Raw genomic sequence first — 21844 nt, forward strand, 5'->3', positions numbered from 1 at the left:
CTTCACTTCGCGACTATCTATGATTACCATAACAAGGAATACGTTCAAGAGGAGGCTTCGTGACGTTCGATCCGACGACGGCGTTCGACCTGACCGGCAGGGTCGCGCTGGTGACCGGCGGCAGCAGGGGCCTCGGCAGGGCGATGGTGTTCGGCCTCGCCCGAGCGGGAGCCGACGTGGTGATCGCCAGCCGCAACCTCGACTCGTGCGAGCGGACCGCCGCCGAGGTGGAGCGTGAGACCGGACGCGCCGCCCTGCCCGTGAGCGCGCACGTCGGGCGCTGGGGCGGGCTGGAGGCCCTGGTGGACGCCGCCTACGACCGGTTCGGCCACGTCGACGTGCTCGTCAACAACGCGGGCATGTCGCCGCTCTACGACAGCCTCGACGGCGTGAGCGAGGAGCTGTTCGACAAGGTCCTCGGCGTCAACCTCAAGGGCCCGTTCCGGCTGTCCGCGCTGGTGGGCACCCGCATGGCGCGGGGAAGCGGCGGCTCCATCATCAACATCAGCAGCGCCGCCGCCGCGCACCCCCGGCCCGCCGTGGTGCCCTACGCCGCCGCCAAGGCCGGCCTCAACGCCGTCACCATCGGCTTCGCCCACGCATTCGGCCCCTCGGTGCGCTGCAACGCGATCATGGCGGGCACGTTCCACACCGACGTCAGCGCGTCGTGGGACCCCGAGACATTCGCCCAGCGGGCGCAGGGCTTCGCACTGCGCCGCGGCGGTCAGCCCGACGAGATCGTCGGCATGGCCGTCTACCTGGCCAGCGACGCCTCCAGCTACACCACGGGCGCCGTGCTCACCGTGGACGGCGGCCAGCCCTGACCGTGGCGCGCCGGGGCCACCGCACGGCCCCGGCGCGCCACCGGGTCAGCTGGTGACGACGCCCTCCGCGCCGAGTGTGGCCAGCTCGCCCTCACCGAGGCCGAGCCGCCCGCCGAGCACCTCCCGCGTGTGCTGCCCCACGGTCGGCACGCCGTCGTAGCCGGGACCGTCGTAGCTCGCCAGGTGCAGCACCGGCCCTGGCATGAGCACCGAGCCGAGACCGTGCTCGCCGGTGATGCCCACCAGCGTGCGCTCGAGGAAGTGCGGGTCGGTGACGATGTCGGAGGCGTCGTTGACGGGCGCGTTGACCACGTCGTGCTCCTCCAGGATCCGCAGCGCCTCCGCCCTCGGCAGCGACCGCACCCAGTCGGCCACGTGCTTCTGCACCAGCTCGTTGTTCGCCAGCCGCGCCGAGTTGGTGGCGAAGCGGGGGTCCTCGACCAGCTCGGGCTGCCCCATCGCCGCGAACAGTCGCGCGGCGATCGCCTGGTTGGACGCGGCGATCGACAGGTACTTGCCGTCCGCGGCCTGGTAGATGCCGCGGGGCGAGGCCGCGCCGGTGTCGTTGCCGATGCGGCCCTGCACCTCACCGAGCGAGGTGTACTTGAGCATCATGTCGCCGATGATGAACATCAGCGGCTCGTACAGTGCCACGTCCACCACGTCGCCCTCACCGGTGCGCTCGCGGCGGAACAGCGACATCGCCGTGCCCATGGCCGCCGAGATACCCGCGATCGAGTCGGCGAAGCCGAACGGCGGCGCCGTGGGCGGCAGCTCGGGCCAGCCGTTGATCTGGGCGAACCCGCTGGAGGTCTCCGCCACGGTGCCGAAGCCCGGCCGGGAGCGGTACGGGCCGGTCTGGCCGAAGCCGGAGACCCGCGTCAGCACCAGGCCGGGGTTGTCCGCGCTGAGGACGTCGTAGCCGAGCCCCCAGCCCTCGAGCCTGCCCGGCCGGAACGACTCCACGACGACGTCCACAGTGGACGCCAGTCGCCGCACCACGTCGCGCCCCTTCTCCGAGCGCAGGTCGATGCCCACCGACCGTTTGCCGGCGTTGAGCCTGCAGAAGCCGAGTGAGAGCCCGTCCTTCTGCGGCACCCACTGCCGCGCGTAGTCCCCGTTGCGCGGATCCTCGGCCTTGACCACGTCAGCGCCGAAGTCGCGCAGCATCCGGCCCGTGGTCGGCGCGGCGTATCCGGCGCCGAGCTCAAGCACCCGCACGCCCGCGAGCGGCCCCGCGCCTGTGGATCTGGTCGCTGCCATGCTCCCCTACTTTCGTGCTCTCGGACTCGCGGTGCCTAGACGCGCCATTGGATGTGCCGCGGTTCCAGGTATTCGTGGATGCCCCACTCACCGATCTCCCTGCCGATGCCGGAGCGGCCTGACCCGCCGAACGGCGCGTCGGGGCGCATGGCGCCACCGCCGTTGATCCAGACGGTGCCCGCCCGCAGGCGTTCGGCGACCCGGCGGCCCTCGCCGAGATCTGGCGCCCACACGTTCGCCGCGAGGCCGAACGCCGTGTCGTTGGCGAGCCGGATCGCCTCGTCGGTGTCGCGGAAGGGCAGGATCACGGCCACGGGGCCGAAGATCTCCTGCTGCACGGCCCTCGCCGTGTGCGGCAGGCCCCCCAGCAGCACCGGGTTGATGAAGTAGCCCTTGTCCGGCACCGGGGTGCCGACCGAAAGCAGCACCTCGCCGCCGTCGGCGAGTGAGCCGTCGATGAAGCCCTGCACGCGCTCGCGGTGGTCGGGCCGGATCATCGGGCCGATGTTGGTCGCCGGGTCCCAGGGGTCGCCGACCTTCATCTGGTCGAACGCGGCCGCGCCCGCTTCGAGGAACCGGTCGTACAGGCTCTCGTGCACGAGCAGCCGGGCCAGCGCCGCGCAGCCCTGCCCGCCGTTGCGCGACCAGCGCAGGTGCATCTCCACGGCGAAGTCCTCGACGTCGCAGCCGGGCAGCACGATGTTGGCCGACTTGCCGCCGAGCTCCAGCGTGACGCCGGACAGGTTCGCCGCGGCCTGCTCCATGATCTTGGCGCCGACCGTGTCGGAGCCGGTGAACGACACCTTGTCCACGCCGGGGTGCGACGAGAGCCGCTGCCCGACATCGGCGCCGCCGATGATCACGTTGAACACGCCGTCGGGCAGCCCGGCCTCGCGGGAGAGGTCACCGAAGAACAGCGTGGTCAGCGGCGTCCGCGGCGAGGGCAGCAGCACCACGGTGCAGCCGGCCGCGAGCGCGGCGCCGAACTTGAAGATCGCGAGATTGAGCGGGTAGTTGTAGCCGGTGATCGCGGCGACGACACCCACCGGGTAGTGGGTCACGTCGCTCATCGTCGGCACCGGCACGTCGTAGGCGCCGAGGTGCTGCGTGCGGTCCTTCTTCGCCGCGTCCGCCTGCCAGCGCAGGTGCCCGAGCCCCATCTTGACCTGCATGAACTCGGCGAGCGACACCGGCGTGCCCACCTCGTTGACGATCGAGGCCAGCAGCTGGTCGGTCCTCGACTCCAGCACGTCGGCGAGCCGGTGGATCGCGGCGGAGCGCTCCTCACCGGAGAGCGCGGCCCAGCCGTCGAACGCGTCCCGCGCCGCGCGGACGGCCTGGTCGACCTGGTCCGCCGACGCGCCCCCGACGGTGGCGATGACCTCCTCGGTCGCCGGGTTGACGACGTCCCACCGGTCACCGGCCGGCTCGACCGGCTTGTTCCCGATGGTCAGCGTGCGCACGTCCGGCACGAAGTCCCGTTCCATCAGACACCTTCCTTCGGCTTCTTGAGCATCAGACCGACGCGGCGCATCTCGCAGACCAGCACGTCGTTCTGGTTGTATCCCCGGTGCTCGAACCAGACGACCCCGGAGTCGTCGCGGCTCCTGGACTCTCGTTTGTCCACAATGGTCGTCTCAGCCCGCAGGGTGTCGCCGTGGAACACCGGGTGCGGGAACGTGATCCTGTCGTAGCCGAGGTTGCCCAGCGTGGTTCCCATGGTCAGCTCGGGCACGTGGAAAGCGCCGATGAGCGCCACGGTGAACAGGCTGTTGAGCACCCGCGCGCCGTGCACCGTCGTCTTCGCGTACTCCTCGTCGAGGTGCAGCGGTGCGACGTTCATGGTCAGCGAGGTGAACATGACGTTGTCCATCTCGGTGATCGTGCGGCGGAACGCGTGTTTGTACTCCGCGCCGATCTCGAACTCCTCGAAGTAGAGGCCGCGCATGTCAGTCACCGCTCTTCTCGTTCGAGGCGATGGCCTCCGCGCGTGCCAGCCAGTCCACCGCCTTGTCGTAGTGGGCCCTGTCGATGTGCACGCCGCGGTAGCGCAGCGCGCCCGTGCCCTCGGCGGCGGCCTTCTCGTAGGCCTCGACGAGTCCTGAGTAGAACTCGACGTCGGCCGCCGACGGAGAGAACACGTCGTTGATCACGGGCACGTGGCTCGGGTGGATCGCGATCATGCCGCGGAAGCCGAGCTGCCTGCCCCCGCGGGCGAACTCGCGCAGCCCGTCGAGATCGGCCAGGTCCTCCCACAGCCCCGTCAGCGCGTGGATGCCCGCCTCGCGGCAGGCGAGCAGGATGCGGCTGCGGTGGTAGAGGGTCTCGGTGCCCTCCGGGGTCCACTCGTAACCCACCGCGCGCGCGATGTCGGCGTGCTCGGCGGTGGGGCCGATCATCGCGCCGACCCTCGCCGAGGCCGTTGCGACCTCGCGGCAGTTGTGGATGGCGCCGACCGTCTCCACCGGCACGATGTACTCCAGCCCGGAAACCCCGTTGCGGGTCTCGAAGTGGTCGAGCAGCGCGTCGTACCGCAGCACGTCGGTGGCCCGCTCGATCTTGGGCGCGAAGACGCCCGTGAGGCCGGGTACGACCACGGCTTCGAGGTCGCCGCCGGTGAGCTTCGTGTCGAGCGGGTTGACGCGCACGAACACGCCCACGTCCGCGTGTGTCTCGCGGATGCGCCCGATCGACTCCGCGACCGTGGCCCTCGCGGCCTCCTTCTCCCCCGCGGGCACCGAGTCCTCGAGGTCGAGCACCAGCGCGTCCGCGCCTGCCGCGAGCGCCTTGCCCACCCACGACGGGCGGTGGCCTGGGAGGAACAGCACGGAACGGTAGGGCCGCATCAGTAGCTCCTCGGCAGGCCGAGCACGTGCTCGGCCACGTAGTTCAGCACCATCTCCTGGCTGATCGGCGCGATGCGCATCAGCCGCGCCTCCCGGAAGTAGCGCTCGATGTGGTACTCCTTCGAGTACCCGTACCCGCCGTGCGCACTCAGCGCCGCGTCGGCGGCGAAGAACCCGGCCTCGGCGGCGAGGAACTTCGCCTCGTTGGACTCCTTGCCCGCCGAGTGACCGTGGTCGAGCAGCCACGCCGCCTGCTTGCACATGAGGTCAGCGGCGTCGAGCTGCACGAGCGCCCTCGCCAAGGGGTGTGAGATGGCCTGGTTCTGCCCGATGGGCCTGCCGAACACGGTGCGCTCGGACGCGTAGGCCGTGGCCCTGCGCAACGCCGCCCTGCCGATGCCGATCGCCGCGTTGGCCGAGATCACGCGCTCGGCGTTGAGCCCGGCGAGGATCGCCTTGAACCCGCCGCCGACCTCGCCGACGACGTCCGAGTCGGGCACGAACAGCTCGTCGATGAACAGCTCGTTGGTGTCGATGGCGTTGCGCCCCATCTTCGGGATCTTGCGCACGGTCACGCGATCGCGGTCCAGCGGCGCGAAGAACAGCGTCATCCCCGCGGTGCGCTTGGGACTGGCCGAGCGCGGCGCCGTGCGGCACAGGATGAGCATGCGCTCGGCCTCCTGTGCCTTGGTGATCCACACCTTCTTGCCGGAGATCGACCAGCCGCCGTCCACCTTCCTGGCGAACGTGGAGATGTTGGTGGTGTCGGTGCCCGCGTCGGGCTCGGTCACCGCGAACGACGTGTGCAGGTCGCCCTCGACGAGCCTTGGCAGGAACCGCCGCTTCAGCTCCTCGCTGCCGTGCCGGATGATCGGCTCGAATCCGAAGATCCCGATGTGGACGGCGCTGCAGCCGTTCATGCCCGCGCCCGACGCGGCGATCTCCTGTTCGACGATCGCGGCCTCGGTGACGCCCAGCCCGCCGCCGCCGTACTCGGCGGGCACGGTGAGCCCGAGCCAGCCGCCCTTCACCACGGCGTTGTAGAAGTCCCACGGGAACTCCTGGGTCTGGTCGTGCTCTGCCCAGTAGTCGTCGGGGAAGTCGGAGCACAGCGCGCGCACGGCGGCGCGGATGTCGTCGTGGGTGGTGTCAGCGCTGAAGTTCATGCACCTTCTCCTGCCGGTCGAACGTGTCGGCGGTGATGCCCGACTCGCGCAGCGCGGCCTTGCGTACCTTCTCCGACGGAGTCTTGGGGAGCGCGTCGACGAACCGCACGAACCTGGGGATGGCGAACTCGGGGATGCGGCCCCGGCACCACTCCAGGATCCCGGCCGGGTCGCACGGCTGCGAGGTGACGACCACGGCGAGCACCTCGTCCTCACCCGCGTCCACCCCGGCCGGAACACCGATCACGGCGCACTCGGTGACCGCCGGGTGCCCGAGCACCGCCTGCTCCACCTCGTAGGAGCTGATGTTCTCGCCGCGACGGCGCAGCGCGTCCTTGTAGCGGTCGACGAAGTAGAACCAGCCGTCGGCGTCCTTGCGCAGTGCGTCACCGGTGTGGAACCACAGGTTGCGCCACGCCTCGACGGTCTTCTCCGGCATCCCGTAGTAGCCCATGCTGCACGTCCATGGCTGTTTGGGCCGCACCACCAGCTCGCCGATCTCGCCGACCGGCACCTCGCGATCGGTCTCCGGGTCGACGAGCCGGATGTCGAACCAGTCCGCGGCCTGGAGTCCCGCCGCGCCCGCGGGCCGGTCGACGCCGTAGGGCGACATGATCGGCGCGCACGTCTCGGTGAGCCCGAAGGCGTCGACGAAAGCCTCGATGCCGTAGCGCTTCTTGAACTGCTCGACGATCGAGCTGGCCGTGGGCGCCGCGTAGACGCAGCGCAGCCGGTTGTCGAGGTCGTTGTCGCGTGGTGGCTGTTTCCACGCGAAGTCCATCATCACGCCGACGAAGTTGGTCACCGTCACGCCGGAGTCGCGGACGTGGTCGATCCACCGGCTCGCGCTGAACTTGGGCCGCACCACCGCCCTCGCGCCGGCCACCAGCGCCGGGTAGACCGCCATGAACTGGGCGTTGCCGTGGAACAGCGGCGTGGTGGTGAGGTAGGTGTCCTCGTGGGTCAGCCGCGTCAGTGACACCACGATCTGGGCGAAGAAGTACAGCTGCGAGTGGGGCATGGCCACGCCCTTGGACGGGCCCGTGGTGCCGGAGGTGAAGAAGATCGCGCCCAGCTCCTCGGGCCTCGGCGCGGACCGCTGGAGCACGGGCCCCTCTTCGAGCGCGTCCCACGGCTCGGCGCTCCAGCCGTTGCGCCGCAACAGCTCGACGGCCTCGGCCCCGTGGCCGGTGTCGATCACCCAGAACTTCTCGATGCCGCGGGCGTGCTCGGCGATCGCGACGAACCGCTCGGCGAAGGTGTCGTCGATGACGGCCCACCTCGCGCCGACGGTCACCACCTGGTGGCGCAGGAACTCGCCCTCGTAGTTGGTGTTGATGGGCACCTCGACCTGCCCGCCGACGGCGGTGCCGAACCAGCTGCGCACCAGGCGCGACGAGTTGAGCGCCATGATGATCACCCGGTCGCCCTGCTCGGCTCCGGCCTTGCCCAGCGCGCCCGCGATCCGCTCGGCCGAGCCGAGGATCTCCGCGTACGTCCACTCCAGACCCTCCTCGGGGGTCATGAGGAACGTGGAGTCCCCACGGACGGACGCATGGTGGCGCAGCACGGTGTTCAGCGTCCAGTCGTGCGGGTCGCTGAACGTGGGCACGAGATCGCGGTACACCTGGGTCATGACGCCCGCTCGCCGGCGAGTGCGGGGATGTCGCTGCGCGGCGTGATCGCCGTGATGGCGGGCACCACGTCGCGGCCGAGGCGCTCGATGGTCGCCACGGTCTCGGCGCCGTCCATGCTGGGCCACTGTGGACGGACGAGCAACGGGTCGACGGGCAGCGTGGTGACCAGCTCGGTCAGCTGCTTCACCACCTCCTCCGGTGAGCCGAGCACGGCGTGCCCGGCGACGGTCTCGGCGAACGAGTCCTCCAGCTCCTGCTTGCCCATCAGGTCGAAGCCCTTGCTGGCATAGCTGAGGTACTTGCCCTTGGCGACGCGGGCGTACTCGGCGATGGCCTGCTCGCGGCTGTCGGCCACGAGCACGTTGCGGCGCAGCGGCTGCGGGCCGAACTCCTTGCCGCGGGCGGCGAAGCGGTCGCGGACGATGCGGTAGCGCTCCGCGGCCTCGTCGCGGGATGCCTCCGGCGGGCATGCGTAGGCGTCACCGAGCCGCCCCGCGCGCTCGACGCCGGGCTTCTTCTGGGCGCCGATCCAGATCGGCGGGTGCGGCCGCTGCACGGGGCGGATGTGCGGGGCGACGCCGTCGAGCCGCCAGTGCCTGCCGCGGTGCGTCACCTCGTCCTCGGTCCACAGGCGCGTGATCACCTCCAGCGCCTCGTCCATCCGGGACGCCCGCTCCTTGAACGGGATGCCGAGGTAGCCGAACTCCTCGGGCCGGTATCCGATCCCGGCGCCGAAGACGAGCCTTCCCTCGGTGACCACGTCGAGGGTGGCGAGCTCCTCGGCCAGGATCACCGGGTGGTAGAGCGGGGCGATCATGATCTGGGTGACGAGCTTGACGTGCGGGTCGACCTCGGCGGCCAGGCGCGCGAGCAGCGGCACGGGCTGCAGCCAGCGCAGCTCTCCGTAGAGGAAGTGCTGCCCGATGGCGATGTAGGTGAAGCCGTTGCGCTGCGCCGTTTCCACGATCCGCAGCACGTCGTCGAACTGCTGTGCCGGTGGTACGTCCTTCGGCACGTCGCTGAGCAGGAGACCGACCTGGACCATGGGGTACCTACCTACTTCGCGGTCAGGCCGCCGTCGACCGGGATGGTGACCCCGGTGACGTAGCTGGCGTCGTCGCTGGCGAGGAACGCGATGACCGAGGCGATCTCCTCGGGCTGGGCGCCGCGGCCCAGCGGGATCCCGGAGACGAAGTTCTTGGTCAGCTCCGAGACGTCCGCACCTGGCTCGCGGCCGAAGAACTGCGCGAGCATGGGGGTGTGCACCGTGCCGGGACACACGACGTTCACCCGCACGCCGTCGGGCGCGCCGACCAGCGCGAGCGAGCGGGTGAACGGAACGAGCGAGCCCTTGGTGAGCGAGTAGATGGGGCTGAAGGGCGAGCCGACCAGCGCCGATGTCGAGGAGGTCAGCGTGATGGAGCCCTTGCCGCCCGCTGCCTTCAGCAGGTCGAAGCCGAGCGTGCAGGTGTAGTAGGCGCTCTTGACGTTGACGTCGATGTTCTTGGCCCACTCCTCGTCGCTGACCTCGAGGCCGGCCGGGCCGGGCATGCCGACCTGGGCGTGCAGGGCGTGCAGTACCCCGTGCTCGGTGCGGATGCGGTCGAACAGGGCGGTGAGGCTGGTGTTGTCCGTGGCGTCGACCTGCTGCGGGGTGGCGCTGCCACCGGCGGCCACGATCTCCTTCGCCACGCCTTCGGCGGCGTCGGCGGCCAGGTCGGCCACGTAGACGTGGGCTCCCTCCGACGCCAGGCGCAGGGAGATGGACCGGCCCATGCCCGATCCACCGCCGACGACAGCGACGATGCGGTCTTCGAAGCGGCGTGTCATGTGTTTCCCTTCCAGGTGAGCCGGTCAGCGGCGTTGGTCGAACGAGCGGCCGAGCAGTTCGGAGACGATGCGGATGCGCTGCATCGCCGGGGTACCCCCGGCGAGGGCCCACCCGTGCGAGTCGCGGTGCAGGCGTTCGAGCCCGAACTCCTCGGTGTAGCCGTTACCGCCGTGCAGCTGCATCGCCAGGTCGGTGACCTTCTTGGCCATCTCGTTGGCGGTGCACTTGGCGAGCGAGACCTCCAGGGAGTTCGGCAGGCCGTCGCCGAAGTCGGCCGCGGCGCGCCGGATCAGCAGCCGCGCGGCCTCCACCTGCAGCACCATGTCGGCGAGGCTCATCTGCACGCTCTGGAACTCCACCAGCGGCTTGCCGAACTGGGTGCGTTCCTGCACGTAGCGCACCGTGCGGTCGAGCGCGGCCTGACCGATCGCGAGGCTCATGGTGGCGTTGCCGAGTCGCTCGATGGAGAACGCGCCGAAGAGCTCGCGGAACCGGCCGGGGCCGAGCACGACGTTCCCGGCGGGGACCACGACGTCGTCGAAGAGCACGTCGGCCGAGGGGATGCCCCGGAAGCCCATCAGCTTCTCGCGCTGACCGAAGCTCACGCCGGGCCGGTCGGCCTCGACGAGGACCGCGCCGATCCCCTTCGAGCCGGGCTCGTCGTTCATCCGCGCGTAGACGAGGTAGTGGTCGGCCTCGCTGCCGTTGGAGATCCAGCGCTTGCCGCCGGTGATCCTGACCTTGTCGCCCTCGGGCACCGCCTTGGTCTTCAGGTCGGTCGCGGCCGAGCCCGCGTCGGGCTCCGAGATCGCGACGGCCAGCGTGGCGTCTCCCCGGATGATCGGCGGCAGGAAGCGCTCGCGCTGCTCCTCGGTGCCGAGCCGGGCCACCACCTGCGCGGGGCCGGTGTTGGACTCGAACACCTGGAACGCGGCGGGGCGGCACTCCTTCGCCAGCTCCTCGATCACGGTCAGCGCGTGCTGCAGCGGCGCCCCGCCCCCTCCGTAGCGCTCCGGCAGCGCGATGCCGAGGAAGCCGAGTTCACCCAGATAGCGGCGTTCGTCGTGGGGGAAAGCCGTGCGCGAACGGTCCCATTCCTCCGCGTGCGGCGCGTACCGTTCCAGGGCGACCTTGGCGGCGACCTCCTTGAGTGCGCGCTGTTCGTCAGCGTCGATCACCTGTGTCACGAGGACTCCGTTCCTGCCTACGTTTTCATAGTAATCATCATCATAGTCTTGCCGCGAATGGGGTCAAGCTTGCTTCATCCTTGCCATCCTGGGCAAGATGGATTCTGGTTATCATCATCATAGATTTGAGGAGGCGCAATGGGCCGGGCCGTCATCGTGGACGCCGTCCGCTCCCCCATGGGACGCGGCAAGAAGTCAGGTGCGCTCGCCGGCGTCCACCCGGTCGACCTCCTGGCTCAGGTGCTGACGGCACTCGTGGCCCGCAACGACCTCGACCCGGCCACCATCGACGACGTGCTCGTCGGCTGCGTCGGCCAGGCCGGTGAGCAGTCGGCGACGCCCGGTCGTCAGGCCGTGCTCGCCGCCGGGTTCCCCACCCACGTCCCGTCCACCACCATCGAGCGCAAATGCGGCTCCGGCCAGCAGGCCGTGGACTTCGCCGTGCAGGGCGTGGTGGCCGGGGCCTACGACATCGCGATCGCCGCGGGCGTCGAGTCGATGAGCCGCGTCCCGATGGGCTCTGCCCGCATGGACGCCGACCCGTTCGGCCCCTCGGTGCGCGCCCGGTTCCCAGACCTGGTGCCGCAGGGCGTCTCGGCCGAGCTGGTCGCCAGGAAATGGAAGCTGACCCGCGCCGAGCTGGACGAGTACTCCGCCCGCTCGCACGCGCGCGCCGCGGCCGTGCGGGCGAACGGCGGTTTCGACGGTGAGATCGTGCCGATCACCACTCCGGACGGCACCACGGTGACCAGCGACGAGAGCATCCGGGAGGGCACCACGCCCGAGCGGCTCGCCGGGCTGGCGCCCGCGTTCGCCCGCGAGCCGTACCTGAGCCGGTTCCCCGAGCTGGAGTGGCTGATCACGGCGGGCAACTCCTCGCAGATCACCGACGGCGCGAGCGCGCTGCTCGTCATGTCGGAGGAGCAGGCGAAGGCACTGGGCCTGCGCCCCAGGGCCGCGATCGTCGCGAGCGCCGTGGTCGGCGACGACCCGACGCTGATGCTCACCGGGCCGATCCCGGCCACGCACAAGGTGCTCGCCAGGTCGGGCGTCGGACTCGACCGGATCGACGCCGTCGAGGTGAACGAGGCGTTCGCGCCGGTGCCGCTCGCCTGGCAGCGGGAGTTCGGCGTGCCCGACGACCGGCTCAACCCGGCGGGCGGCGCGATCGCGCTCGGGCACCCGCTCGGCGCGTCCGGCTGCCGGCTGATGACCACGATGATCAACCACCTGGAACGCGCCGGCGGGCGCTACGGCCTGCAGACCATGTGCGAGGCGGGCGGCATGGCCAACGCCGCGATCGTCGAGAACCTGAGCGCGTAGAGGAGAGAGATGAAGCTGGACAACTCCGCCGCCGTCGTCACGGGTGGGGCCTCGGGGCTGGGCCTCGCGACCGTGCGCCGCTTCGTGGAGCGCGGCGTGCCCACCGTGATCGTCGACCTGCCCACGTCCGACGGCGAGCGGATCGCCAAGGAGCTGGGCGAGCTGGTGCGCTTCGGCGCCGCCGACGTCGCCGACGCCGGCGCCGTGTCGGAGGCGCTCGACCTCGCGCGGGGCCCGATCCGTGCCCTCGTGCACTGCGCGGGCCGCGGCGGCACCGTTCGCGTCGTGGAGCGCGACGGCTCCCCCGGCTCGCTGGAGGCCTACGAGTCGATCGTGCGGACCAACCTGATCGGCACCTTCAACGTGCTGCGGCTGACCGCGGCGCGGATGGTGACCAACGAGCCCGTCGACGGCGAGCGCGGCGTGTGCGTGCTGACCGCGTCGGTGGCCGCGTGGGAAGGACAGATCGGACAGATCCCCTACGCGTCGGCCAAATCCGGCGTGGTCGGCATGACGCTGGTCGCCGCCCGGGACCTGGCCCGCAAGCTCGTGCGGGTGTGCTCCATCGCGCCCGGTACGTTCGACACCCCGATCCTGTCCCGGTTCTCCGACGAGATCCGCGACGGCCTCGCCAAGCAGACCCCGCACCCCCAGCGGCTCGGCGACTCGGACGAGTTCGCCGCGCTGGCCCACCACATCGTCGACAACCCGATGCTCAACGGCGAGACGATCCGCCTCGACGGCGCGATCCGCATGCCCCCGAAGTAACAGCGAGTACCCCGCTCCAGCCCGCGAGTCCCCCGCTCAGAACCACGAGTTCTGCGTTCCCGACCACGAGTTCTGCGTTCCCGTAAGGAGAGCACCGTGTCCGACCCCGTTGTCCTGACCGAGCAGATCGACGGCGTGCAGGTCGTCACCCTCAACCGGCCTGACGCCCGCAACGCGATCAACACCGCCGCCGCCGAGGCGATCGCCGCCGCGATGGACGAGCTGGACGAGCGTGACGACCTGGTCGCGGGCGTGATCACGGGCGCGGGGTCGACGTTCTGCGCCGGGATGGACCTCAAGGCGTTCCTCGCCGGAGAGCGGCCGTCCGTGCCCGGCCGGGGCTTCGCGGGCATCGTCGAGCAGCCGCCGGCGAAGCCGGTGATCGCGGCCGTGGAGGGACACGCGATCGCGGGCGGGTTCGAGATCGTGCTCGCGTGCGACCTGATCGTCGCCGCGGACAACGCCGTGTTCGGCCTGCCCGAGGTCAAGCGCGGGCTCGTCGCCGCGGGCGGCGGGCTGCTGCGGCTGCCCGAGCGCGTGCCGTACCACCTCGCCGTCGAGTGGGCGCTGACCGGCGAGTTCGTGCCCGCGAAGCTCGCCCACGAGGTGCACCTGGTCAGCAGGCTGACTGAGCCGGGCTCCGCCCGCGACTCCGCGCTCGACCTGGCACGGGCGATCGCCCGCAACGGTCCACTGGCTGTGCGGGCGACCAAGGAGATCATCAAGGCCGCCCGAGACTGGCCGTCGGGCGAGGCGTTCGCCCTGCAGCAGGAACTCGTCGAGCCGGTGCGCTCGTCGGCCGACGCCAAGGAGGGCGCGCTGGCCTTCAAGGAGAAGCGGGCTCCGGTCTGGCAGGGCCGCTGACGCGATAGACTGATCACGGCTCCTCGACCAGTGCAGCCTGCTGCGCGCCGGGGCGGCGGCAAGAGCGTACGCCCCGACGCGGTTTCGTCAGAACCGATCCGAGGAGCCTTCGCGTGTCAGCCCCTTCTCTCGTCATGTCCCGGCGCTCCCGTGGCGTCACCCGCTCGCCCGTTCGCGACCTGCTCTCGCTGACCCAGCGGCCAGAGGTGATCTCCTTCGCCGGCGGCCTGCCCGCGCCCGAGCTGTTCGATCTCGACGGCTGGCGGGCGGCGTTCGACAGCGCCCTCTCCAAGGACACGGGCGGGCGCAGCCTCCAGTACGCGCCCACCGAGGGCAACGCCGCGCTACGGGCCGCCGTCGCCGAACGGATGACCCGGCGAGGACTGCCCACCGGCGAGGCCGACCTGCTGATCACCACCGGCTCCCAGCAGGCGCTCAGCCTCGTGGCCGGAGTCTTGCTCGACCCCGGCGCCGTCGTCGCCGTCGAGGAGCCCACCTACCTCGCCGCGCTGCAGGCGTTCCAGTCGGCGGGCGCACGGGTGGTCGCCATGCCGGGCGACGCCGAGGGCATCGACCCCACCGCACTGGCCGACCTGCTCGAACGCGAGCGGCCCGCCCTGCTGTACCTGGTGCCGACCTTCGCCAACCCCACGGGCCGCACCCTCGGCGCCGACCGCAGGCAGGCCATCGCCGAGCTCACGGCCGCGCACGGGGTGTGGGTGGTGGAGGACGACCCGTACGGCGAGCTGCGCTACCGGGGCGAGGCCGTCCCACCGCTGGCGGCCTCGGCCGGGGACCACGTGCTCTACCTCGGCAGCTTCTCGAAGATCGGCGCACCCGGGCTGCGGCTCGGCTGGCTGCGGGCACCCGAGTCGATCCGCTCGACGCTGGTGGTGGCCAAGCAGGCCGCCGATCTGCACACCTCGACCATCGACCAGGCGGCGGCCGCGGCGTACCTCGCCACGGCCGATCTCGACGCGCACGTGCGGTACCTCTGCGCCGCCTACCGCACGCGGCGGGACGCGATGATCGAGGCGCTGGCCGAGGCCCTCCCCGCCGGTACGGAGGTCAGCGATCCCGACGGCGGCATGTTCGTGTGGTTGCGCCTGCCCGGCGACGTCGACACCGAGCGCCTGCTGCCCGCCGCCCTGGAGCGGGCCGTCGCGTTCGTGCCCGGAGCGCCGTTCCACGCCGGGCAGCCGGACCGGGCGACCATGCGCCTGTCGTTCACCACGCACACGGCGGACGAGATCGCCGAGGGCGTGCGCAGGCTGGCTCCCGTGTTGCGGAGCTGAGCAGTCACTCCGGGCCGGGGAAGCTCGGCTTGCGCTTCTCCAGGAATGCGGTGGCGCCCTCCACCATGTCGGCGCTGCCGACGGCCTGGACCAGCATCCCGAGGCCGTTGGTGAAGGAGTCGCGCGCGGCGTTCCACCAGATGTTGGAGCTGATCTTGGTGATCTCCAGGTACCGGGGGCTCAGCCGCGCCAGCTCGGCGCACCACGCCGTGACGGTGTCCTCGAGTGCGTCGTCGTCGACGACCTCGTTGACCAGGCCCATTTCCCTGGCCTGTTCGGCGGTGTAGCGGCGGCAGAGCATCGCGAGCTCCTTGGCCCGTTTCTCGCCGATCTGCACGCCCATCACGTTGGTCGCCCCGGTGACGGGCGCGCTGCCCACGCGCGGTCCGGTCTGGCCGAAGGTGGCGGAGCGGGCCGCGACGGCGAGGTCGCACGCCACGACGAGCTCGTTGCCCCCGCCCGCGGCTGCGCCGTTGACGGCCGCGATCACGGGCCGGGGGCACGAGCGCACGGCGTCGAAGAGCCGCAGCGACGACTGGTACAGCCCGCGCATCTGGCCGGTCGTGGGGGTGCTCAGCTGCTGGAGCGACCCGCCCGCGCAGAAGCTGCCGCCCGAGCCGGTGAGCACCACGGCCCTGGCCGACGCGGCGTCCTCGAACGCCTCCACCACCGCTGCCGACATCGCGGGGTCGAAGGCGTTGCGGCGCTCAGGGCGGTTGAGCCGGATCCACAGCGTGTCCCCGATCCGGTCCACCACGACGTCGGGCATGTCCACTCCTCCAACATTGCTTATAATGATACGCCTTGTATAGCACCTCTCCCCGCGAGGAGTGAAGCCGATGACCGCGGACAGCCGCCGCCCGAAGGCCGCGATGCTCGTCGCTCAGCGCATCGTCCGGGACATCGGACGCGACACGCTGGCACCGGGTGACCTGCTGCCTCCCGAGCGCACGATGCTGGAGAAGTACAACGTGGGCAGGGGAACGCTGCGCGAGGCGCTGCGCCTGCTGGAGTTCCAGGGCGTGATCGCGCTCAAGCCCGGCCCGCGCGGTGGCCCGGTGTTGCTGGACCCCGACGCGAGCCACCTCGCCAGCACCGTGGTGCTGCTCATGCAGCTGAAGAAGGCGCCGTTCCAGACCATCGTCGAGGTGCGCAACGCGCTGGAGCCGATGATCAGCTGCCTCGCCGCGGAGCGGATCACCGACGACGCGCTCGGCGAGCTCGACGACACGATCGGCCAGATGCGCACCAACCTCGACGACCAGACGGTGTTCCTGGAGGCCAACAAGCGCTTCCACGACGTCATCGCGTGGTCGTCTGGCAACCCGTTGTTCGGCTATATCGTCGACTCGCTGCTCGGGATCATGGACGGCACCGTGATCGGCATCGACTACCCGGCACCCCGGAGGGCCGCGATCATCACCGCGCACGAGGAGATCCTCGCCGCGCTGAGCAAGCGCGACCCCGCGGAGTCCGAGCTGCGGATGCGTGAGCACATCGACGCCTACACGCGCTACGCGCGGCGCAAGTACCCCGACGTGCTCACGCAGGTCATCCCGTGGACCTCGCCGTACCAGTGACGCTCACTCGACGGTGATGGCCCGCTCGGGGCAGGAGTCAGCGCCGTCCCTGGCGGGCCCGGAGAGGTCCGCACCCACCTCGTCGGTCAGCACGTAGGCGTGACCGTCCTCCTCCCGCAGCGCGAACACCTGCGGCGCGGTCATCTGGCACAGGCCGTGGCCCTGACACTGCTCGGCATCGACCCGAACGCGCATCGCTTCCTCCTTGAAGCCTCGTTTGCCGTGCTTATTGACATCGACCAGATCTAGTATAACCATTATCAGGTCAACGGCGAAGTTGATGCGACGAAGGGGCACGGAGACGCATGTCCGACGAGAAACGCTGTCCGGTGATCCGGTTCGATCACAACTCTCCCGAGCACTCGGCGGATCCCGTCGGGGCGTACCGCGAACTCCGTAAGGGCTCGAAGCGTGGCTGGACCGAGGCCAGCGGCGGCTACTGGGTGCTCTCGGACTACGACAGCGTGTTCGAAGCGGCCCGCGACGACGAGATCTTCACCTCCAGGCGCACCGACTCCGGCGGGGAGGGACTCTCGGTGGTCATCCCCAAGACCCCGATGCACCTGCACATCCCGATCGAGCTCGACCCGCCCGACTTCCGCAAGTACCGCAAGATCGTCAACCGCATCACCGCGCCCGCGGCCGTCGAGAAGATGCGCGACATGGTCGAGCGGCACACCACCGAGTTCATCGACAGCGTCATCGAGCAGGGCGAATGCGACCTGACCTCGGTGATCGGCGTGCCCTCGATCGTCACCATCGACTGGCTGGGCCTGCCGATCGAGGAGTGGCAGCGCTACTCGCGGGCCCATCACGCCGTCCTCGCCGAACCACAGGGCAGCCCGGCCTTCGAGCAGGCTGCCAAGGTGGACCTGCCGTACCTGGCCGACCAGATGTGGGACGTCATCAGGCAGCGCCGCGCCGAGCCGAAGGACGACATCATCAGCTACCTGGTCAACCAGGAGGTCGACGACCGGCCGCTGACCGACGACGAGGTGTTCGGCATCATCGACCTGCTCGTGGCGGGCGGGGTCGGCACCACGGCGTCGCTGGTCAGCCAGGCGCTGGTGTGGCTCGCGGAGCACACCGACGTGCGGCAGCGGCTGATCGACGACCCGAGCCTGCTCGACCGCGCCGTGGAGGAGTTCCTGCGGTTCTTCTCCCCCACCCAGGCCCTCGCCCGCACGGTGACCACGGACGTCGACTTCCACGGGTGCCCGATGAAGGCCGGCGACCGCGTCCTGCTGGCCTGGTCGTCGGCGAACCGGGACGAGTCGAAGTTCGAGAACCCGGACGAGATCGACATCGACCGGTGGCCCAACCGCCACACCGCGTTCGGCGTCGGCGTGCACCGCTGCGCGGGCTCGCATCTCGGCCGGCTGATGTCCAAGACGCTCATCTCCTCCGTCCTCGAGCGCATGCCCGACTACACCGTCGACTTCGACGCACTGAAGCGGTACCCGCGCCAGGGCGTCAACATGGGCTACGTCAGCATCCCCGCCCGGTTCACTCCAGGCAAGCGGCTGCTGCCCGTGACCGAGAAGGCTTGAAGGGAAGGCTGACATGACCGGACGAATGGCGGGCAAGGTCGCTTTCATCACCGGTGCCGCCCGAGGTCAGGGCCGCGCGCACGCCGTGCGGCTGGCCGAGGAGGGCGCGGACATCATCGCCGTCGACATCTGCGCCGACATCGAAACGGTGACGCCGTTCTACTCGCTGGCCACGCCTGCGGATCTCGCGCGTACGGTGTCGGACGTCGAAAGGCTGGGCAGGCGCATCGTCGCTCACCAGGCCGACGTCCGCGACCTCGGCTCGCTGCAGAAGGCGTTCGACTCCGGCGTCGAGGAGCTGGGCCGGATCGACGCCGTGGTGGCCAACGCGGGTATCGCGACGTTCGGCAGATCGTGGGAGCTCTCGGCCGAGCAGTGGCGGGACATGATCGACGTGAACCTGACCGGTGTGTTCCACACGGCCAAGGTGGCGATCCCCGCGCTGATCGAGGGCGGGCACGGCGGGTCGATCGTCTTCACCAGCTCCATCGGCGGCCTCAAGGGCATCCAGCACGTCGCGCACTACGTGGCGGCCAAGCACGGCATCGTCGGCCTGATGCGCACCATGGCCAACGAGCTGGCGCCCCACCACATCAGGGTCAACACGGTGCATCCGACCAATGTGGACACAACGATGATCCAGAACCCGGGCACCTACGGCATGTTCGTGCCCGACGATCCGGAGCCGAACCAGGAGAAGGCGATTCCTGGCTTCATGTCGCTGAACGCGCTGCCGGTGCCCTGGGTCGACCCGCTCGACATCAGCAACGCGGTGCTCTTCCTCGCCAGCGACGAGGCCCGCTACATCACGGGGGCGACGTTGCCCGTCGACGCGGGCGCGAACATCAAATGATCCAGTGACTGGAGGGACAATGACGTCTTCCTCGGTACGCGACGACATCGAGAACACACTCCACCGCTACGCGGTCGGCTACGACGACGGAGACCTGCGCCTGGTGGAGGACAGCTTCACCCCCGACGCGGTGCTCACCCTCCGCATCGGCAACGGCGACCTCGTCGGCCCCTTCGAGGGCAGGGACGCGATCATGCGGCTCATGCGCGACTCCGCGCACTCGCAGGACGACCAGCGCCGCCACGTCACCACCAACGTCATCATCGAGGCCGACGGCGACACCGCGTCGTGCCTGTCGTACCTCACGATCTTCTCGGCGAAGGACGGTGTGCTGACGGCACTCTCGACCGGCAAGTACGACGACGAGCTGGTACGCACCGAGGCGGGCTGGCGGCTGCGCAAGCGCCACATCGCACTGGACCTCCCCTACTGAGGCGGCCGCGATGACCATCAACCAGGGCCTCATCCCCGCGAAGTGGGCCGCGCTCACCCCCGACGCGCAGGCGCTCTACGACGTCCCGAACAACCGGCGCATGGCCTGGCGGGAGCTGGACGAGCGGGTCCGCAGGCTCGCCAACGGGCTGCGCTCCTTCGGGTTGGAGGTCGGCGACCGGGTCGCCGTGCTCACCCGCAACAGCGTCGAGTTCCAGGAGCTGTACTTCGCGGCCGGACGGGCGGGGCTGATCCTGCAGCCGCTGAACTGGCGGCTGGGCAGCACCGAGCTGGCCAGGCTCATCGGCGACGCGGCCCCGCGCGTGGTGATCACCTCGGTGGAGTGGCGCGACGTGGCGAAGGAGCTGCAGCGCGACTGCGACGTGCCGACGTGGCTCGAGTTCGGCGAGGGCGGCGACGGCAGCTACGAGGACCTGCTGGCGCGGTCGAGCACCGACGAGCCGGTGACGTCGGCGAAGGTCGGTGGCGACGACCCGTTCTTCATCCTGTACACCGGGGGCACCACGGGCCGGAGCAAGGGCGCGCTGCACACGCACCACAGCGCCGCGATGGGCGGGCTCAACCAGACGGTCGCCGAACGGATCGTGCCGTCCGACGTCTACATGCTGACCGGGCAGATGTACCACATCCCCGTGGTGCTCTCGATGAACTACCTGCGCCACGGCTGCCCGCTCGTGCTCGTCAACTTCGAGGCGGAGCAGGCGCTGCGGGTGATCGAGGCCGAACGCGTGTCGGCTTTCCTCGGGATCACCACGATGCTGAACTGGATGATGGCCGTGCCGGGCTTCGCCGGCTACGACCTGTCGAGCCTGCGCAACATCCAGTACGGCGGTGGCCCGATGCCGTCCTCGATCGTGCGCGCGGCGCTGGACTCGTTCCCCTGCACGCTCATCCAGGGCTACGGGCAGACCGAGGGGCCCGGCATGACGTTCCTGTCGCAGGAGGACCACACCGAGGCGGTCGCGGGCCGCCACGCGCACCGGCTGCGCTCGTGTGGCCGGGAGGGCTTCGTGGGGCGCCTGCGTGTGGTCGACGAGACCGGTGCCGACGTGCCGCGCGACGGCAGGACCGCGGGCGAGATCGTGGTCAAGTCCGAGGCCAACATGATCGGCTACTGGAACCAGCCCGACCTGACGGCGCGGACGATCCGCGACGGCTGGATGTGGACCGGTGACGTCGCGACCTGGGACGAGCACAGCTACGTCTACATCGTCGACCGCGCCAAGGACATGATCATCTCGGGCGGCGAGAACATCTACAGCGTGCAGGTGGAGGAGGCCATCGCGGTCCATCCCGCGGTGCTCGAATGCGCGGTGATCGGGGTACCGGACGACGAGTGGGGCGAGAGCGTGAAGGCGGTGGTGGTGCTCAAACCGGGCCAGTCGGCCACGGAGGCCGACATCATCGAGACGGCGAAGCAGAACCTCGCCTCGTACCAGAAGCCGAAATCGGTGGACTTCGTCGACAGCCTGCCCAAGGCGCCCACGGGCAAGATCATGAAGCGCGAGCTGCGGGCGCCGTACTGGGCGGACCGGGAGCGGTCGGTGTGACGGCGGTACCCACGGAGGAGGAGCTCGGGAAGCTCGTCGGCACGCCGTTTCCCGGCGGCACGTTCACGTTCGAGCCGTGGTGGGTGCGCCTGGTCAACGACTGCGCGCTCGCCCCGGCCTCGGACGGCGCGGCGAGCCCGGTGTTCGCGTTCCTCGCGGCGACGGCGGCGATGGGCTGGTCGTGGGAGGAGATGTGGGGCCTGTTCGGCGCGACCGAGGCCGACGGCCCGATGGCCGGGGAGACGGCGACGGAGATCAGCGAGCCGCTGCGTGTCGGCGCGACCTACGGGGTGAGCGGGCGGATCGTGTCGGCCGTGCGCAAACGGGGCGCACGCACAGGTGTGTTCGACCTCGTGGGCTACCGGCTGGACCTGCAGGACGAGCACGGCTCGCTCGCGGCGAGCTGCACGAACTCGATCATCTTCCCGAGGAGGTCGCTGTGACCGCGCCCGGCGACGAGCTGCCCGCCTACGAGGTCGAGCCGGTGAGCGCGGAGAAGATGAAGACGATGTCCGCGCTCATGCGCGACGCCAACTCGATCCACTTCGACCCGGCGGCCGTGCGCGCGCTCGGGCTCGGCGATCGCGTGGTGAACCAGGGCCCGCTCAACCAGGCCTACATCGTGTCGATGCTGGCGCGCTGGGCGGGCGGCGCGGCCCGGGTGCGGGCGTTGCGGCTGCGGTTCCTCGGCAACGTCTTCGCCGGCGACGGGCTGGTGGCGGGCGGCACCGTGACCGCGGTGCGCCAGGACGGCGCCGGCCGGGTGGCGGACTGCGACGTGTGGCTTCGGGTGTCCGGCGGTGACCCGGTGCTGAGCGGCACGGCGACCGTCCTGATTGGAGAGTGAGGGGTCC

General features: G+C 70.4%; 23 protein-coding genes. 12 read left to right on the forward strand and 11 right to left on the reverse strand.

All coding sequences use genetic code 11. From position 1 onward, the window contains the following. Positions 1 to 59 precede the first annotated feature (59 nt). A complete protein-coding gene (locus DI005_RS11315) occupies positions 60 to 824 on the forward strand; it encodes an SDR family NAD(P)-dependent oxidoreductase (protein WP_137094274.1) in 765 nt (254 codons plus the stop codon). A 45-nt stretch (positions 825 to 869) separates the two neighbouring features. Here DI005_RS11315 and DI005_RS11320 read toward each other — a convergent pair whose 3' ends face one another. Genes DI005_RS11320 through DI005_RS11360 form a run of 9 tightly spaced genes read right to left on the reverse strand, consistent with a single transcriptional unit; the run spans position 870 to position 10754 of the window. Continuing rightward, entirely contained in the window at positions 870 to 2087 is a 1218-nt protein-coding gene (locus DI005_RS11320; protein ID WP_113642083.1) for a CaiB/BaiF CoA-transferase family protein, read from the reverse strand. A 35-nt stretch (positions 2088 to 2122) separates the two neighbouring features. Further along, positions 2123 to 3574, reverse strand: a complete 1452-nt coding sequence (locus DI005_RS11325; RefSeq protein ID WP_113642084.1) for an aldehyde dehydrogenase family protein — start codon at positions 3572 to 3574, stop codon at positions 2123 to 2125. Continuing rightward, positions 3574 to 4035, reverse strand: coding sequence for a MaoC family dehydratase (locus tag DI005_RS11330; protein ID WP_112270549.1), 462 nt, complete (start codon positions 4033 to 4035; stop codon positions 3574 to 3576). Before DI005_RS11330 ends, DI005_RS11325 begins: the two co-directional genes overlap by 1 nt. 1 nt (position 4036) lies before the next feature. Continuing rightward, complete coding sequence (locus tag DI005_RS11335; RefSeq protein WP_112270550.1) at positions 4037 to 4933, reverse strand: CoA ester lyase; 897 nt, start codon at positions 4931 to 4933, stop codon at positions 4037 to 4039. Next, entirely contained in the window at positions 4933 to 6099 is a 1167-nt protein-coding gene (locus tag DI005_RS11340; RefSeq protein ID WP_112270551.1) for an acyl-CoA dehydrogenase family protein, read from the reverse strand. Before DI005_RS11340 ends, DI005_RS11335 begins: the two co-directional genes overlap by 1 nt. Beyond that, positions 6083 to 7735, reverse strand: coding sequence for an AMP-binding protein (locus tag DI005_RS11345; protein ID WP_112270552.1), 1653 nt, complete (start codon positions 7733 to 7735; stop codon positions 6083 to 6085). Before DI005_RS11345 ends, DI005_RS11340 begins: the two co-directional genes overlap by 17 nt. Beyond that, on the reverse strand, positions 7732 to 8781 hold the full coding sequence (locus DI005_RS11350) for an LLM class flavin-dependent oxidoreductase (protein WP_112270554.1): 1050 nt from the start codon (positions 8779 to 8781) through the stop codon (positions 7732 to 7734). The genes DI005_RS11345 and DI005_RS11350 overlap by 4 nt, the downstream gene beginning before the upstream one ends. Positions 8782 to 8792: 11 nt before the next feature. Continuing rightward, complete coding sequence (locus tag DI005_RS11355) at positions 8793 to 9566, reverse strand: SDR family NAD(P)-dependent oxidoreductase (RefSeq protein ID WP_112270556.1); 774 nt, start codon at positions 9564 to 9566, stop codon at positions 8793 to 8795. A 24-nt stretch (positions 9567 to 9590) separates the two neighbouring features. Beyond that, positions 9591 to 10754: an acyl-CoA dehydrogenase family protein gene (locus DI005_RS11360; protein ID WP_233520091.1), complete on the reverse strand. Its 1164-nt coding sequence runs from the start codon at positions 10752 to 10754 to the stop codon at positions 9591 to 9593. Positions 10755 to 10892: 138 nt separating this feature from the next. Between DI005_RS11360 and DI005_RS11365 the strand changes: the two genes are divergently transcribed. From DI005_RS11365 to DI005_RS11380, 4 genes are all read left to right on the forward strand, one after another. Next, positions 10893 to 12077, forward strand: coding sequence for a thiolase family protein (locus tag DI005_RS11365; RefSeq protein ID WP_113642085.1), 1185 nt, complete (start codon positions 10893 to 10895; stop codon positions 12075 to 12077). A gap of 9 nt (positions 12078 to 12086) precedes the next feature. Then, on the forward strand, positions 12087 to 12845 hold the full coding sequence (locus tag DI005_RS11370; RefSeq protein WP_113642086.1) for an SDR family NAD(P)-dependent oxidoreductase: 759 nt from the start codon (positions 12087 to 12089) through the stop codon (positions 12843 to 12845). A 96-nt stretch (positions 12846 to 12941) separates the two neighbouring features. Beyond that, the gene (locus DI005_RS11375; protein ID WP_113642087.1) at positions 12942 to 13709 is read left to right on the forward strand and encodes a crotonase/enoyl-CoA hydratase family protein; all 768 of its coding nucleotides are present in this window, start codon (positions 12942 to 12944) and stop codon (positions 13707 to 13709) included. Positions 13710 to 13822: 113 nt separating this feature from the next. Continuing rightward, positions 13823 to 15004, forward strand: a complete 1182-nt coding sequence (locus tag DI005_RS11380; protein WP_233520092.1) for a PLP-dependent aminotransferase family protein — start codon at positions 13823 to 13825, stop codon at positions 15002 to 15004. Between the two features lie 4 nt (positions 15005 to 15008). Here DI005_RS11380 and DI005_RS11385 read toward each other — a convergent pair whose 3' ends face one another. Next, complete coding sequence (locus DI005_RS11385; protein WP_113642089.1) at positions 15009 to 15773, reverse strand: enoyl-CoA hydratase/isomerase family protein; 765 nt, start codon at positions 15771 to 15773, stop codon at positions 15009 to 15011. A 70-nt stretch (positions 15774 to 15843) separates the two neighbouring features. Here DI005_RS11385 and DI005_RS11390 point away from each other — a divergent pair, with 70 nt between their 5' ends. Further along, complete coding sequence (locus tag DI005_RS11390; protein WP_113642090.1) at positions 15844 to 16584, forward strand: FadR/GntR family transcriptional regulator; 741 nt, start codon at positions 15844 to 15846, stop codon at positions 16582 to 16584. 3 nt (positions 16585 to 16587) lie between these two features. Here DI005_RS11390 and DI005_RS11395 read toward each other — a convergent pair whose 3' ends face one another. Further along, positions 16588 to 16779: a ferredoxin gene (locus DI005_RS11395; protein ID WP_112270569.1), complete on the reverse strand. Its 192-nt coding sequence runs from the start codon at positions 16777 to 16779 to the stop codon at positions 16588 to 16590. A gap of 110 nt (positions 16780 to 16889) precedes the next feature. Between DI005_RS11395 and DI005_RS11400 the strand changes: the two genes are divergently transcribed. The 6 genes from DI005_RS11400 to DI005_RS11425 are packed head-to-tail and all read left to right on the forward strand — an operon-like array spanning position 16890 to position 21837. Continuing rightward, entirely contained in the window at positions 16890 to 18134 is a 1245-nt protein-coding gene (locus DI005_RS11400) for a cytochrome P450 (RefSeq protein WP_113642091.1), read from the forward strand. Positions 18135 to 18147: 13 nt separating this feature from the next. Next, positions 18148 to 18987, forward strand: coding sequence for a mycofactocin-coupled SDR family oxidoreductase (locus DI005_RS11405; RefSeq protein ID WP_113642092.1), 840 nt, complete (start codon positions 18148 to 18150; stop codon positions 18985 to 18987). Positions 18988 to 19006: 19 nt separating this feature from the next. Beyond that, the gene (locus DI005_RS11410) at positions 19007 to 19420 is read left to right on the forward strand and encodes a nuclear transport factor 2 family protein (RefSeq protein WP_112270574.1); all 414 of its coding nucleotides are present in this window, start codon (positions 19007 to 19009) and stop codon (positions 19418 to 19420) included. Positions 19421 to 19430: 10 nt separating this feature from the next. Continuing rightward, positions 19431 to 20990 (forward strand): AMP-binding protein, encoded by a 1560-nt coding sequence (locus tag DI005_RS11415; protein WP_113642093.1) that lies wholly within the window; start codon positions 19431 to 19433, stop codon positions 20988 to 20990. Beyond that, complete coding sequence (locus DI005_RS11420) at positions 20987 to 21433, forward strand: hypothetical protein (protein WP_113642094.1); 447 nt, start codon at positions 20987 to 20989, stop codon at positions 21431 to 21433. The genes DI005_RS11415 and DI005_RS11420 overlap by 4 nt, the downstream gene beginning before the upstream one ends. Then, the gene (locus DI005_RS11425) at positions 21430 to 21837 is read left to right on the forward strand and encodes a MaoC/PaaZ C-terminal domain-containing protein (RefSeq protein ID WP_233520093.1); all 408 of its coding nucleotides are present in this window, start codon (positions 21430 to 21432) and stop codon (positions 21835 to 21837) included. Before DI005_RS11420 ends, DI005_RS11425 begins: the two co-directional genes overlap by 4 nt. The last annotated feature ends 7 nt before the right edge of the window (positions 21838 to 21844 follow it).

It is taken from the genome of Prauserella sp. PE36, from assembly GCF_003311655.1.
In the GTDB taxonomy this organism is placed as follows: domain Bacteria; phylum Actinomycetota; class Actinomycetes; order Mycobacteriales; family Pseudonocardiaceae; genus Prauserella_A; species Prauserella_A endophytica.

Coding starts and splice junctions, on each gene's coding strand:
- DI005_RS11320 (WP_113642083.1), bottom strand. CDS start 2,087: ATGGCAGCGACCAGATCCACAGGCGCGGGGCCGCTCGCGGGCGTGCGG.
- DI005_RS11325 (WP_113642084.1), bottom strand. CDS start 3,574: ATGGAACGGGACTTCGTGCCGGACGTGCGCACGCTGACCATCGGGAAC.
- DI005_RS11330 (WP_112270549.1), bottom strand. CDS start 4,035: ATGCGCGGCCTCTACTTCGAGGAGTTCGAGATCGGCGCGGAGTACAAA.
- DI005_RS11335 (WP_112270550.1), bottom strand. CDS start 4,933: ATGCGGCCCTACCGTTCCGTGCTGTTCCTCCCAGGCCACCGCCCGTCG.
- DI005_RS11340 (WP_112270551.1), bottom strand. CDS start 6,099: ATGAACTTCAGCGCTGACACCACCCACGACGACATCCGCGCCGCCGTG.
- DI005_RS11345 (WP_112270552.1), bottom strand. CDS start 7,735: ATGACCCAGGTGTACCGCGATCTCGTGCCCACGTTCAGCGACCCGCAC.
- DI005_RS11350 (WP_112270554.1), bottom strand. CDS start 8,781: ATGGTCCAGGTCGGTCTCCTGCTCAGCGACGTGCCGAAGGACGTACCA.
- DI005_RS11355 (WP_112270556.1), bottom strand. CDS start 9,566: ATGACACGCCGCTTCGAAGACCGCATCGTCGCTGTCGTCGGCGGTGGA.
- DI005_RS11365 (WP_113642085.1), top strand. CDS start 10,893: ATGGGCCGGGCCGTCATCGTGGACGCCGTCCGCTCCCCCATGGGACGC.
- DI005_RS11370 (WP_113642086.1), top strand. CDS start 12,087: ATGAAGCTGGACAACTCCGCCGCCGTCGTCACGGGTGGGGCCTCGGGG.
- DI005_RS11385 (WP_113642089.1), bottom strand. CDS start 15,773: ATGCCCGACGTCGTGGTGGACCGGATCGGGGACACGCTGTGGATCCGG.
- DI005_RS11390 (WP_113642090.1), top strand. CDS start 15,844: ATGACCGCGGACAGCCGCCGCCCGAAGGCCGCGATGCTCGTCGCTCAG.
- DI005_RS11395 (WP_112270569.1), bottom strand. CDS start 16,779: ATGCGCGTTCGGGTCGATGCCGAGCAGTGTCAGGGCCACGGCCTGTGC.
- DI005_RS11400 (WP_113642091.1), top strand. CDS start 16,890: ATGTCCGACGAGAAACGCTGTCCGGTGATCCGGTTCGATCACAACTCT.
- DI005_RS11405 (WP_113642092.1), top strand. CDS start 18,148: ATGACCGGACGAATGGCGGGCAAGGTCGCTTTCATCACCGGTGCCGCC.
- DI005_RS11410 (WP_112270574.1), top strand. CDS start 19,007: ATGACGTCTTCCTCGGTACGCGACGACATCGAGAACACACTCCACCGC.
- DI005_RS11415 (WP_113642093.1), top strand. CDS start 19,431: ATGACCATCAACCAGGGCCTCATCCCCGCGAAGTGGGCCGCGCTCACC.